Genomic DNA, 14355 nt, shown 5'->3' with positions numbered 1-14355 from the left:
GACCGCAAAGTATAGTTTCCCATCCCTAAACAATAGATTACACTCAAAATAGTAACTATATTAAGTTAGGGGAAGAGTGGCTATGAAACGAAATTGGAATGAAGATGAGTTACTAGAGCATTTTGTGGTAGTACCAATTGAAAGAAAACTGATTGGTAATAAAACAGGGGCAAGTCGTTTAGGATTTGCAGTGTTATTAAAGTATTTTCAACAAGAAGCGAGATTTCCTTCTAAGAAACAAGATATTCCCAAAGTGGTGGTTGAATTTATAGCGCATCAATTGGAGATATCTGCAGATCTTTTTGAGGAATATCGTTGGGGAGCAGAGGAAAGAAATTTTACTTACCATCGAAAGCAAATTAGGGAATTCTTCGGTTTTAGAGAACTTACGGCAAAGGACAACGATCTTTTGACAGATTGGTTGAACGAACAAGTCCAGTTTACTCATGATACCGACTATTTAAAAAGGGAAGCATACAGCCTATTTCGCAAGTGGAAAGTCGAACCTCCTTCGATTGGAAGTTTGAAGCGAATGATCGATTCTGCCATTGACACTTTTGAAAAAAATTTGTATCAATCGACTTATCAGCAGCTATCTCCAAAAACTTGTTCACGATTAGATGCGTTACTGGAATCTCATGCTGATGAGGAATTGGAAGAAGGTTTTGAAGAAGAATTTCATAAGGACGTAGAATCTGATATTTTAACTTTTCGTCAGCTTCTATCTTCTCCTCGCAAACCAAGTGTAAACACCATGGAAATGGAAGTTAAAAAATTATTAGCGATTCAGCATCTACACATTCCTCCAAGATTATTTCATCATTTGACTCCGAAATTAGTAAATAAATATCGACTTCGTGCAGCTACGGAAACCGTAACGGAATTGCGTGTACACCCTGCACCCATTCGCTATACATTACTTACCATCTTATTTTCGCATCACCATGAGGAAGTTATTGATTATTTAGCTGATTTATTGGATGAAATTACGCTTAAATTCGGAAATAAGGCCAAGAATAAAACCCGAAAAGAAGTAGTAGAAGAATTAGAAAGAGTCCAAGGGAAAAATAAACACATTGTCAATTTATTAAAAGCAACCGTAGATCATCCAGAAGGGGTCATTCAAGATACTTTATTCCCCATTGTTAGCTCTGATACAATACGAGATATTATTAAGGACATGACGAAAAATAACCGGGATTACAAAGAAAAAATCTATACGAAAATGCACTCTTCTTATCAAGGGCATTATCGGAAGTCCCTTTCAAAAATTTTAAACAACCTTACTTTTCGCTCAAATAATCAATTCCATCAGCCGATTATTGAAGCTATCCAACTCATTCGAGATTATGGAGAAAGTGGGCAGCGTTACTTTGCTGCTGGAGATGAGGTTCCCATTGAAGGCGTTATTCAGCCCAAATGGAAAGACGTTATTATCGAGAAAGACAGTAAAGGAATAGAAAGAGTAAATCGAATTAACTATGAAATTGCAGTAATCCAATCGCTTCGCACTCGACTTCGGTGTAAAGAAATTTGGATTGAGGGTGCTGATCGATATCGAAACCCCGATGAAGATCTCCCTCAAGATTTTGAAGAGAACAAGGAAGAATATTTTCAAGCACTAAAGGCGCCACTGGATGTAGAGCCTTTTATCGAAGATATTATACAGTTGATGAAAGATAAACTCCATTTACTGAATCAAGGATTAGAGGATCAAAGTAACGAAAAAGTGGCGATTACTACAAGAAATAACAAGGGGTGGATTCGAGTCACTCCACTTGAAAAGCAAATTGAACCCCCACATGTGATGAGGATTAAACAGGAGATTAAAAACCGTTGGTCTGATATCAACCTATTGGATTTATTAAAAGAAACAGATTTTCATACGGAGTTTACCAAGCACTTTAAGACCACAGCCGATCGAGAGATTTTAGATCGAGAAACCATCCAACGACGGCTTCTTCTAAGTTTATTTGGATTAGGAACGAATACAGGTTTAAAAGCTGTTTCTGCTGGAAACCACCTAGATAGTTATCGGGAACTTCGGTATATTCGTCAAAAATTTATTCATAAAGATCATTTGCGAAAAGCCAATGCAGAGGTTACCAACCATATTATCTACCATCGGCAGAAAGAAGTATGGGGAGAAGCTACTACTGCATGTGCTTCCGATTCAAAACATTTTGGCTCTTGGGATCAGAACCTGCTTTCAGAATGGCATCCTCGTTATAAGAAACATGGAGTCATGATCTATTGGCATACAGATCGAAAGTCAGCTTGTATTTATTCTCAGCTTAAGTCCTGCCTTTCTTCGGAGGTGGCAGCAATGATAGAAGGGGTTCTTCGACACTGTACGGACATGGAGATTGACAGAAATTATGTCGATACACACGGACAAAGTGTTGTTGCTTTTGCTTTTTGTCATTTGCTTGGTTTTAAACTGATGCCACGCTTTAAAAATATTGGTTTTCAAAAACTATATCGTCCGGAAGCCGGCATGAATGAGGAATATCCTCACCTACAACCGGTTCTAAGTAGACCGATTAACTGGGATCTCATCCGTCAACAGTACGAACAAATCATTAAGTATGCAACTGCACTAAGGTTAGGTACTGCTTCTGCTGAATCCATATTAAAGCGATTCACTAGGGATACAAAACATCCAACCTACCAGGCTTTATGTGAATTAGGGAAAGCGATTAAAACGATCTTTTTATGTGATTATTTACACGATGAAGAGATTCGCAGAGAAATCCATGAAGGATTAAATACAGTGGAACAATGGAACTCTGTCAATACCTATATTTTTTATGGGAAAAACAGTGAAATGCGTTCCAATTCTATAGAAGATAAAGAAGTGGCTGCCTTATCGCTTCAATTGCTGCAAAATTGTTTAGTTTATATGAATACCTTAATGGTACAAGAAGTCCTTTATGATAACAATCAATATTGGTTGAAGAACATGACACCCGAAGATTTTAGGGGAATAACACCTTTGTTTTATCATCATGTCAATCCATACGGAACTTTTGAACTCGATATGGATCAGAGGATACCTATTAAGTTGAGAGTTTCATAGTTTCTATCATTTTGATCGATGATTAAACCAGCAGGTTCTTTGTAATGGACACTTAGTTGTGAAAAGGGCGCAATCCGTACTCAAGATAAGCGCCCTTTAAAGGAATAACGAAAATATGGCCTCAATCCTATAATCACTTAATTCTTATTTCACTAACAGCTGGTTATATATAGTATCCGATCCAAAACATTGATACGGTGTACCCTTTATCATTGTTTCCATGTAACCATAGATAAGCGGTTAAGAACTTGACGTGGAGCCTCTGTGGGCATGATTGGTCTTGAAAGCCTGAAGCCGTTGTTTCATCAGGCATCCAAGCCTATCATACCCACCTCTCCACATAAAGTCCTATGTTTGTTAACGTTAATAACTATAATTACTTACTATATATAATGCTTCTACAAAGATACAAATTTGGCATGTTTCATTTCTTTACTTACGTTGGATACGGTGGAAAATCATACTACATATAAGCACCTGTTTGTTTAAGCGCAATTCTCCACAAGCTTAAAATTCAATGCTCCATTTTAATTGTATTAATGTCTTAAATACCAAATAAGCAGCCCCAAAAAAGTAGGGCTGCTTCGTTATAAAGATTTTCTTTTTAAAGTTCTTGTATAGTTGGACGAACAATCATCTCATTAATCGCTACATCTGATGGTTGTTCAATTGCAAATGCAATGGCACGAGCAATGCTAACAGGCTCGATTCCAATTTTGCTATCTTCAACGATGGCAGATTTTAATTCTGGATCTGAAATGGCTTCTAGCAATTCTGTAGTAATAGTTCCTGGCGAGATAATGGTTGTACGAATATTGTTGCTAGCCTCTTCTATACGAAGACCTTCTGTAATGGCACGGACAGCAAACTTTGTACCACTATAAACTGCACCAGCAGGGAATACTAAATGACCAGCGATTGAGGAAACATTAATGATATGCCCTTCTTTTCTTTCTTTCATGGACGGAAGAACAGCAGCAATACCATAAAGTACACCCTTGATGTTCACTTCAATCATCGTATTCCATTCATTAATTTTTTTCTCATGAACAGGTGATAATGGCATTACTCCTGCATTATTGACCATGACATCAATTTTTCCAAACTCTTTAAGAGCATACTTAGCTAACTCTTCCATTTGTTCATGCGATGCAACATCCGTCACTTTATAAATCGCTTGTCCGCCATTATTTTGAATCTCTTCTTGCAATTTTTTTAAACGGTCTTCACGGCGAGCCGCTAAAACTAACTTAGCACCTTTAGAAGCAAGTTCTTTTGCAGTAGCTTCGCCAATTCCACTAGAGGCACCCGTAATGATAACAACTTTATTTTGAATGTTTGACATATAAAAAAACATCCTCTCTTCTTAAAGGTGAACGTCCATTACTATTACTATTCAACAACTTGCATTTGCAATTCATTCATACGGCCACCGTGTACTCTGATTCTAGAAAACTAGTTTCAGTTTCACGAAGTTCCGCTTTAGTGAGTTGAATATTTACAGCTCTTAAGTTTTCATTGAGATGATCGATATTGCGAGTACCTGGAATTTAAACAGTCCATGTCTTCTGCGCCATAAGCCAAGCAAGAGGAAATTTGAGCAGGTATAGTATATCTTTGATCGCCTTTCAGTAATTTTTCCATAATCATAAAAACTAAACGATAGTCGATACTACCTTATAGACAAAATGCTAGACTGATAGTAATTTCCAATAAAATACATACCTTACTAAAATTTTTTAGAAATCCTTTCCTATGTCATAAGCTGCAGAATGTATCTGCTCGAAATGAGTATTCAATTTGTCTTTATCTCCAATAACATCGGCGCCTAAGGAATTATACAGAAAGTAAATCTCGGAATCGGGTACACCGACATAATCGGCAATTCCGATATTAAGATGATGCTCCATCATTAATTGATAACCACGTTTTTTGAAGCCATATCTTGAATCTGCAGCAAGGGCAACCCATCTTATTTTGTCAATCGGCAATTTATTCGTTCCATATGCGAAACCGTTATTGAATACCCGATCAATATAACCTTTCAAAATCGCAGGTATGCTATGCCACCATACGGGAAACACAAAGATAATTGCATCATGCTTCTTGATGCGTTCCATCTCACGCTGAACTTCTTTCGAGTATATTTTATCCGGATCCCCAAAATCTGGCTCATCAACTGGAAGTAAAAGCGGATTGAATTTTTCTGCATACAAATCTAATATTTCATATTCATGTCCAGTGTGAGCTAATCCCTCAACAATCTTTTTCGTTAAACTCGATGTTAAAGAATTAGTCCGTGGATGTGCTACAACTACAAGTGTCTTCATACTAAATATCTCCTTGTCGATAAATAAATTAAAACTCCTTAAATCGTTTGGTCAACATCCCTTGCATGTGCATTTCAGACATACGACCACTGTGTACTTTAATAATAGGTTTTGCACTCTGCACAAAGGTACGAAGTCCAAAACCTTTCCCTCATAGATAAGATATTTGATCCCACCAGCCACTTATTTCCACCATAATATTTCGCTAAAAAAGAACATTCGCTAATGTTATTCTTCTATCATAAACCATGGTCCAGAAGCTTGAATAACACCCCAAAGCTTTCCCGGAAGCGCAAGCTCATTAATTCTTGAAGCCTTAATTGAAGTCTGGATTTCAGACTCTTGACCATTCTGGACCTTTTCTACCCAGTCTGGATTCATGATTAATCCATGTCCAACCGCTGCTAAGGATAGACCTTTACCTAATGCTGTTGCAACATTATCTGCAGTTATCATGGAACCAGCAGCCATTACAGGAACTCTGCCGTTTACATGTTCAACAATTAATTCAAGATATGTTTTTTCATCTTGACTATCGACTGGCTTTGAAGTAAGAGCATCAACCAATGAAGCATGTACATAATCAACATCTGCTTCGATAAGACGATTAATTAATTCGTAGGTATCCTTCATTCTCAAACCGCCTTCTTCATGTTCGTCAGGAGAAATTCTGTATCCTAGAATAAACGGCTTTGTTGCATGCTTCTTAATCACATTTTTCAATTCCTGTACGACTGCCATTGGGAAACGCAAGCGATTTTCTAGAGACCCTCCCCATTCATCTTCTCGTCTATTGAAGAAAGGAGAGAAGAAGTTTTGAAGTAAAAATCCGTGTGCACCATGAACTTCAACACCATCAAAACCAGCTTCAATAGCTCGTCTGGTTGTTTCTCCAAAGGCATGAATCACTTCTATTATTTCATCATGTGAAAGTTCTCTAGGTAATACGGAAGGAGCAAATGCAGTAGCTTCAGTCTCTACAGCACTGGAACTAACCACCTCACCATTTGGAGTTAAAGATGGCAGTGCTTTATTTCCCGCATGAAAAATTTGAAGTATCGCAGGAGCTCCTCCACTTTTCGCCGCATCCGCCAATTTTCGTAGACTTGGAATAAATTTATCATCATAAGCTGCGAATTCATGCGTAAAACCTATACCGTTTGGTTGAACATGAGTACATCCTGTGATAACAAGTCCTACTCCGTTGACTCTTTTTTTATAATATTCTACTTCTTCATCTGAAACGGAGTAATCATCATTACTACTCCAAGTTGTCATTGGTGCCATAACGACTCTATTTTTTATGGTGATACCATTTTTAAATGTAAGTGATTCAAATAAATTGCTATATTTTGTGTTCATTTTTTAACCTCTTTCTGTATGTTTATTTTTATGTTCTAGTTAGTTTTGCACTATTTTGTAAAGGTGCATCAAATGGTGCAAGAATATGTTAATCCTTAGAGAGCACTCTAAGGCAAGTATTTTTATTTTTTTGGATAAAAAGATGTTTTTGAAAGCTGTCTGTACGAGGTTTACTCATAAAGACGTAATGGAAAATGCAACTGACTGCTTATTTTTTAGAGAAACAGTCTCCTAATTCATTTTCATAAAAATAAATTTTATTATCTAGATGTTCTAAACTTTGACGAAGCTTCTCAAATTCTTCTACTACTTTTTTTCGATGATTTTTAAGTAAAGCTAACCGTTCTTCCATTGTTTCATCTCCAATATGCCCCCACATCGCAAATTGCTTCATGTCTTTTAAAGACATCCCCGTATTTTTTAGGTGTAGCAAAGATTCAATCCATAATTTATTTTCATCCGAGTAGATTCTGACATTGTTATCGTTTCTGTTTACTTTTATTAACCCTTCCTTTTCATAAAACCTCAATGTATGTTCACTTAACCCAACGATTTTAGAGAATTCTCCAATAGAATATGTCAATCTAACCGCCTCCATTAAATCTGATATGTCTATATCTTCTTTCATTTTTAATTTGTGACACAAAGTAAGAGTAATACTTAGAGTATACTCTAAGTCAAGGAATTTTAATTCTGCTGTTCTAGTTTGTGTTACTTTTCAGAAGTTATAAACATTCCGCATATAAAAAGGTAAAACTCGCCGCAATACATATTGGAGAGTTTTACCTTTTTATATTTTCCGATTACTTAATCAACTAAATTGCATCCATTACTTTAGTAGAAATTTTCACAACCTCTTCTAAAATGTAACAGAGATAGCTAACTTTCTTTAAAGGTGTTATGCCGCAATATGGCCCGATTGCTGAATAACTTATTGCCATGTTAATACATGCTATTACCAAAAACCAGTATTTTTGTAACGACGATTTATAACTTTACTAGTCTTTGATATTACTAAGATTTCAGATTACCAAAAATAATTGCCAAAAAGATTACCAAATACCTTTACAAAAAATCTATCCCAAGTAAAATGAACGTATCACATTTTATTAGGAGAAATATTTATGATTATTGGTTATGCACGTGTCTCTACAGTTGACCAAAACTTGGACCGTCAACTAAGTATGCTTACTGACTATGGTTGTGAAAAAATTGTTAAAGAAAAGTTCACTGGAACAACAAAGGATCGAAAAGGACTTCATCAACTATTTGAAGTAATTAGAAAAGGAGACACAATTGTTGTAGAAAGCATATCTCGCTTGGGACGTAAAACGTTAGATATTCTTAATATCATTCAACAATTTGAAGAAAAAGGTGTGCATTTTATCTCATTAAAAGAAAATATGGATACTAAAACATCAACAGGGAAAGCCATGTTTCAAATGATGTGTGTAATTGCAGAATTAGAAAGGAATTTAATTGCTGAAAGAGTAAAGGAAGGACTCGAAGCAAGCAAAAAGCGTGGAAAAACATTAGGTAGACCCAAGCTAGATAAAGAAAAGCTTACTGTTGCACTTCGGATGTATGACAGTAAAGAATATTCTGTTAAAGAGATAGTCTCAGCAACCGGAATATCTCAAGGATCTCTATATAGGGCAATAAATCGAAGAAAATTAGGAGAAATAAACTAATAAAGCGTATTTTATTATTTCTTCACATTTACTTTGCGGTCTAGAGCAAGAACCCTGTCATTAAGCCTAAAAGAATTTAGTGTACCTGGAGTTGATGTAAATCTATTCGACACAAAAGGCTTAGAATTGGATTCCAGAGAAAGGGAGGTTTCTAGAAATAGTATAATAGAAGAGATAAAAAGACGTGCAAAATCCTCAAGTGAAGAAGAGCATATGCATGTAATGTGGTATTGTATTTCAAATGAGAGCAAAAGAATAGAAGATACGGAAATAGCATGGATTAGAGATTTCTCAAAATATATGCCGGTAATTATAGTATTAACTCAAACTCTTGATACTGAGGAAGAACTTAAAGGTTATTTAGAAACAGAGTTAACTGGAGTAGTTATCTGTCAAGTGCTTGCAAAGGACAGGAATATTATTGGTCATGTAATCCCTGCTCACGGTTTGAAAGTTTTAATCAATGAAACAATGAAAATACTTCCCGAAGCCACCCAAAGGGCGTTTACTGCAGCACAAAAAATTAAAATTGAAGAAAAAATAAAATCCGCAAGACAATTTATTCAAGAAAGATTAGATTCTAAAGGACCTTTTAATTATAAAAATCTGGGTCATATAGCAGATACATTGCCTATTGGTTTAGATTTCATTGGAAAAGGTGCTGTTTATCTTTATATTGCAAAAGATATCATGACTTTGATGGGGATTCCTGTTGATAAAAACTTTTTAAAGTTCTCTAAACAAGCTAAACCATTAATTAAATCAATCGTTCTACCGTTTGTATTTTTCGAAGGAACAAAAACGGTTGGAAAAGCGGCTGTGAAATACGGAAGTGAAAAGATTGGCACTAAAGCTCCTACATACTTAACAAAATTATTAGGTAAATCAGTTGGAAAAGGCAATATCATTATTTCTCCAGTCGTAGGTTTAATTCTGGGAACTTTTAATAGAAAGGTAACAGAGAAAATCGCAAATGTATTTATTGATGTTTGTTCGGATTTCCTTAGAAGTAAAATAAATTACCAAGAACTTTCTTATGAAGAAATCATGGAAATTCTATCGAAAAATATGGAGAAGAAGATGGAAGAAAATAAGGATGAATTTGAGAATAATACAGATAAACTTTAAATTATGTAAAGGTGAGGAATATTAATTCCTCACCTTTACTCAAAATCTACCATTCTGTACCATCTCAAGAAACTCCTTTAACTTAGTTGGGGTAATCTCTTGATATAAAGCTCTTTCTCTTTTTCTTAACTTCTTTATTCTTAGCAATATTGGTACATAAGGCAATAAGAAAACAATAAGAACAATAGCATATATTATAGGGGTTAAGGTATTTAATAAAACAATTCCTAAAGCCATATTTAGAAAGATAGTTATAAGCGTAATATACTTATTGCTCTTCCTCAATTGATATAAGGTACTATGGTAGTGTTCAAACGAATTACGTTCTTCCCGTTTTTTCATTTTCCAAGATGTTTCTGCATCTGTATATGCTTTATCATATATATCTAGTTCTGTCGGTTTTTTCTTTTCTATTGTATCTTCTACCCTCGGTCTAATATCTTGCGCCATTCTATGTACATCACTTTTAATCATTTCTCTAAATTCATTTTTTCTAATATTTTCTTCCAGAGTATTAACTTTCTTATTAATACCTATTAGATCTGTGAATGAATATGCAGCCGAGAAGAAAAAATAAAAACAAACTAGGACGATAAATGTATTACTATCGTAAATTGGGTTAAATATTGAATTAATGTACAAAACTAGAGCACTGAATGCAATACAGGATATATAAAGAATAAAGCGTTGTACACTAAACGGTTTGATTGGCATAACTAAACCTCTTTTCTACTAATGAAGGGGTCCTAACTCCTCAATTTTTAAGCTATATGTATTATAATCGGCAATCACCAAGACCTCTTTAGACTCTTCCATATAATCTAAGAAATTATCATCCCCATAAACTTTCCTTAAATCTCTTACGGTTGCTGTACTTTTTATGACTTTACCGTATTTATGAAAGTGCTCTTTCAGCTCTGGGGTAATAACCACATAACTCGGATCAATTTTAAATTCCATTATTCATTCCTCCGTTTTCTGGGAATTACTTTTTATTTTCACATTATCTTGGAATCCTCTTTCAGTAATCCAATCACGTACATTATCTCTCCAAATAACGGAGCAGCATGCAGAAGAACAGGCCTTTTCAGTTATGCTATCTTGCGAAGTATACGCACGAACTAAAAAGTAACCTGCGTCAGTACTGCTTGAAACTTTTTTATTGCATGAGGCACAATGGAAGGACCAATTTTGCTTAAGATTCTTCCTGAATTCCTTCATTTTAAAAGTTGGTTGATTAATAATATATTGATTCTTTTCATCATCATAAACCCAATCTAACAACGTAGATCGCATTGTAAACTCGATATTTAATTCACCATTAATCCGGTTATTTTGAGACTCAATAAACTGATCAACAGATGGGTTGTTATAGGCTGCCGTTAACTTTTCTATATACTCTAATGCTTCTTTACGATTGACTAAGTTTAAATCCGAGTTTTTTAAAAGAAATCCTTTTTCTCCATCATTCATAGTTACCTCTATAAATTTGAACATATTTGACATAAAAACTTACTCCTTTATTAACAATTCAGTTTGTAAATTCTATCCTTTTTATCAATGTCTTCTACAAAAATCAATAGACCATCTCTAGTCATTTTGTCTAAGGCTAAGCAAACCTTCCCATAGGCCTTCGGTTTATTAGTGGAAAATCGCTCATCAGAGAATTTCCCTAGTTTAATAAGATGCTCACAGATGGATAAAGCATTTGTTTCTCCTTTACGAAATAACTCTAAAATATCATTTTGTAGGGGAGAGGGGATTTCACTTATAGTGTTCTCCTGTTTTTTTTCTTCCTTAAACAAATCATCGAAAGATATTTGGCTCATTTTTTTACTCCAATCTAAATATACTATTTTACTAATTTGGTCTTAAAAAGGAGGAAAGAGGATTTGATTCATGTTTATTCTGTCTTCTTATATTTCTCCATTTTATCAATTTCTTCACGTAGTGTATCATCAAATATTAAAGCATACCGTTGAGTAGTTTGTGGATCATTATGTCCCAACTGTGATTGTAAGGCAAAGACATCTTGGTTTTCTGCCCAATGAACCGTAGCAAAGGAATGTCTCAAGTTATGTACGGAAATCCTTTTACCGAACCAGGTCGTATACTTTAGAACAGTTTCTTGAGCAGCTCGCTTCGTCCATCTACCGGTTTTATTATTTGGTCCAGTAGGAAGAGAGAGGAAGACTGATTTTTCTTTGCTACCAACACGATATCGATCTTCTCGCATCTTTACGTAGTCCTGCAGCTTCTCTTTCGCTCGATTGGAGAAGTGAACTAACGTTTTTCCTTCTTTCCCTTTACGCTCCACTCTTGCTCCACGTTCTATCCAATCAATGTCTCCGAGGTTTAACATGATTGTCTCGTTTACACGTAACCCGCTGCCCAGAATAAGAGAAAGGAAGGCTAAATCACGCTCTTTATTTAGGTTGTAGTAGTGTATCAGTCGTTTTTTTACCGGCTCCTTTTCATGAGACTCCTGAATGGTTTGAATGTAGTGATGCTCCACAAAGTTAAGAAAGTCATCCACTTCATTTACGGACTTAAACACCCGGCCCTTTAAGGATTCTGCTTGATCTTTTGAGGAAGGTTTTGTGTTTTTAATCTCAATCCTAGCCATAATATTACGACGTAGCAATGGCTCACCATTATCATCTTCCTCAATTTGACTAAGGTGATGAAACAGGGATTTAAGAGAGGACATCATACGATTTCGACTGCTACGTTTCTCCATATTCGTATACCGCATGAGAAAGTTCTGGAAGTTCGTAATATCTTCCCGTTTCAAACCTTCTAGGATAGAGAGGGGGACTTCTTTAGCTGGTCCGGGATGATAACCTTCGGATAGTAACCAATCGAAAAACCGCTCATAATCGTATAGATAGGAGAGGAGAGTGTTTGGTTTTGCTCGATTATCAGATTGTTTATAATCCACGTATTTTTCTATGTAGTAGGGGAGACGTAGCGTTTTTTCTTCAATTAATCTATAAAGTTGTTCTTTTTCCATATATAACTCTCCAAATATTAAGTTTGAACTTTTTTAGACATAAGATTGCACATAATACATTTTTCACGAAATCTAGTTAACATAATATTATTATTGTTTATTATATATTCTGAATTAGGGTAAAAACAAAAACCTGCTTACTTATTTTCATCAATATCTTCTACATATCTATAAAATATAGTGATAAAACTAGTCCATAGAAACATAGGCTAGCTATTGCCGAATATAATGCTGGTTTGGCGTAATGATGCTTATTTTGATCTTTCCATAGGAGATAAATCATGAACCCAATAGGAAAATATAGAAATGAAATGAAGATTACATTTATCTTTATAACTCTCAACTTCATTCTATTTCTATGCAACGAGCTATGTGCAACTCCAACCAATTAATGTACCTCCTTTATGTAAATTATGAAATTTAAACCCATAAACAACATTCTAGTTATATTTTACCATAAATTATTGTTTGTTTGTAGTTAGATTTCATTTAAGGAGAATTATGTGCAATCTTATATGCGATTATTAGTTACCCTTCTTTTCATCTTTGAATAAAGATTTACCTTCATTAGAGATAAAATGATATTTAGTAAATAACTAAGATGTTTACTTTTTATCTTTAATCTACAGAGACAATTTTAGTTCAACTTCTTTGTGCTCATACCTACATATTATTCGAGAGAACTTAATTGTTTTAATAAATATAGTTATATATAAAATTATAATATTAATGTTTTAGAGTTTATTCTATTCGTTAAATGAGAATTTAGCGCACACTTGGTCTATGATTCTATTTCTATGACATAACCTTAACATTATAATGAAACTGCTGATTAACAACTGCCTTTTTAAGTTACCCTTAAACTATATATTCATGCATCTCTTAGTACAATGTTCTTGCTTTGGTAATGAGACATCACGGGATATACTCGAGTCGATTCCATTCCCCTAAACTCTTATATGAAGGTTGTCTATTTAAGAATGGGTATTTTTGTAGTTGATAATCGTTATTCTTTCAATAATATATTATTGTGAAAAATCCTATATAAGTGTTATATATTTAACTTCCCTTATCCTAACCACTCTTGACAAACTGTGACTTAATAAACCTCTTTATTCAACAAAACTGCACTTATTATTATAAGAGCAAGCTTTTTCTTTTAGAAAGGAATACTGTCATAATATTATCACCTTTAAGAGGTTAGTATGTAAAAAGGATGCACGATAGTAGTACATCCAAAAGAATAAACAATAAGACTATTTAATTATGATTATGTGATTTTAATGCTCATCTCAATTGAGCATTAAAAAATATATAACCCTTTATTTAAAGAAAGTGCTTTTGGGATCTATTTCCACTACTTACATGAGCGGAAATCTTATCTCCCATTGGCTAATATTTAATTTTAATTAACTATGGTGATAACCCTGATGTGACATTCCATAACCTGGTTATCCTCTATGATAACCCCCGTGTCCCATTCCATAACCTGGGTAGCCCCCATGATAACCTCCGTGTCCCATTCCATAACCTGGATAGCCCCCATGATAACCTCCGTAAACCATCGCACTGTCAATATTCTGTCTTTCCATTTAATCCCCTCCTCTAGATGTATTTCCTAAACATTCTATGTATTATTCACAAGAAAGGATAGGTTATTGCCTAATGTTTGGTGATTTAAAAAATTTCAAAAAGCAAAATAATCAGGTTGTATTCCATTATTTGTGAAACGCAGACTCTCCCTAAAAGGTT

At 34.7% G+C, this 14355-nt stretch carries 13 protein-coding genes; 3 read left to right on the top strand and 10 right to left on the bottom strand.

Annotated features, from left to right (window positions below):
* The first annotated feature begins 82 nt into the window (after positions 1-82).
* The gene (locus tag NCCP28_RS17410) at positions 83-3079 is read left to right on the top strand and encodes a Tn3 family transposase (protein WP_248562660.1); all 2997 of its coding nucleotides are present in this window, start codon (positions 83-85) and stop codon (positions 3077-3079) included.
* A 604-nt stretch (positions 3080-3683) separates the two neighbouring features.
* Here the strand turns inward: NCCP28_RS17410 and NCCP28_RS17405 are convergent.
* The 4 genes from NCCP28_RS17405 to NCCP28_RS17390 all read right to left on the bottom strand — a co-directional run bounded on the left by NCCP28_RS17405 (position 3684) and on the right by NCCP28_RS17390 (position 7354).
* Positions 3684-4424 carry an SDR family oxidoreductase gene (locus tag NCCP28_RS17405; protein WP_248562659.1) on the bottom strand — a complete coding sequence of 247 codons (741 nt, stop codon included), beginning with the start codon at positions 4422-4424 and terminating at the stop codon, positions 3684-3686.
* 394 nt (positions 4425-4818) lie between these two features.
* Positions 4819-5409 (bottom strand): NAD(P)H oxidoreductase, encoded by a 591-nt coding sequence (locus NCCP28_RS17400; protein ID WP_248562658.1) that lies wholly within the window; start codon positions 5407-5409, stop codon positions 4819-4821.
* A 228-nt stretch (positions 5410-5637) separates the two neighbouring features.
* Positions 5638-6771, bottom strand: a complete 1134-nt coding sequence (locus NCCP28_RS17395; RefSeq protein ID WP_248562657.1) for an NADH-dependent flavin oxidoreductase — start codon at positions 6769-6771, stop codon at positions 5638-5640.
* A gap of 208 nt (positions 6772-6979) precedes the next feature.
* Positions 6980-7354 (bottom strand): MerR family transcriptional regulator, encoded by a 375-nt coding sequence (locus NCCP28_RS17390; RefSeq protein ID WP_248562656.1) that lies wholly within the window; start codon positions 7352-7354, stop codon positions 6980-6982.
* 541 nt (positions 7355-7895) lie between these two features.
* On the opposite strand from NCCP28_RS17390, the gene NCCP28_RS17385 reads away from it, so the two are divergent.
* Both NCCP28_RS17385 and NCCP28_RS17380 read left to right on the top strand, forming a co-directional pair.
* Positions 7896-8462, top strand: a complete 567-nt coding sequence (locus tag NCCP28_RS17385; protein ID WP_248562655.1) for a recombinase family protein — start codon at positions 7896-7898, stop codon at positions 8460-8462.
* A 126-nt stretch (positions 8463-8588) separates the two neighbouring features.
* The gene (locus NCCP28_RS17380) at positions 8589-9590 is read left to right on the top strand and encodes a hypothetical protein (RefSeq protein ID WP_248562654.1); all 1002 of its coding nucleotides are present in this window, start codon (positions 8589-8591) and stop codon (positions 9588-9590) included.
* A gap of 39 nt (positions 9591-9629) precedes the next feature.
* On the opposite strand, the gene NCCP28_RS17375 is transcribed toward NCCP28_RS17380, so the two are convergent.
* The 6 genes from NCCP28_RS17375 to NCCP28_RS17350 form a co-directional block, all read right to left on the bottom strand.
* Positions 9630-10304: a hypothetical protein gene (locus NCCP28_RS17375; RefSeq protein ID WP_182103138.1), complete on the bottom strand. Its 675-nt coding sequence runs from the start codon at positions 10302-10304 to the stop codon at positions 9630-9632.
* Between the two features lie 18 nt (positions 10305-10322).
* Positions 10323-10550: a hypothetical protein gene (locus NCCP28_RS17370; RefSeq protein ID WP_128310188.1), complete on the bottom strand. Its 228-nt coding sequence runs from the start codon at positions 10548-10550 to the stop codon at positions 10323-10325.
* 3 nt (positions 10551-10553) lie between these two features.
* On the bottom strand, positions 10554-11096 hold the full coding sequence (locus tag NCCP28_RS17365; protein WP_182103139.1) for a hypothetical protein: 543 nt from the start codon (positions 11094-11096) through the stop codon (positions 10554-10556).
* 17 nt (positions 11097-11113) lie between these two features.
* Entirely contained in the window at positions 11114-11419 is a 306-nt protein-coding gene (locus tag NCCP28_RS17360) for a DUF3895 domain-containing protein (RefSeq protein WP_182103140.1), read from the bottom strand.
* 74 nt (positions 11420-11493) lie between these two features.
* A complete protein-coding gene (gene xerS / locus NCCP28_RS17355; protein WP_182103141.1) occupies positions 11494-12603 on the bottom strand; it encodes a tyrosine recombinase XerS in 1110 nt (369 codons plus the stop codon).
* 1451 nt (positions 12604-14054) lie between these two features.
* Positions 14055-14195: a hypothetical protein gene (locus NCCP28_RS17350; RefSeq protein WP_248562653.1), complete on the bottom strand. Its 141-nt coding sequence runs from the start codon at positions 14193-14195 to the stop codon at positions 14055-14057.
* Positions 14196-14355: the final 160 nt, after the last annotated feature.

The organism is Niallia sp. NCCP-28 (genome assembly GCF_023168165.1).
In the GTDB taxonomy this organism is placed as follows: Bacteria; Bacillota; Bacilli; order Bacillales; family Cytobacillaceae; genus Niallia.
This window is presented reverse-complemented; position numbering and strand designations above follow the sequence as displayed.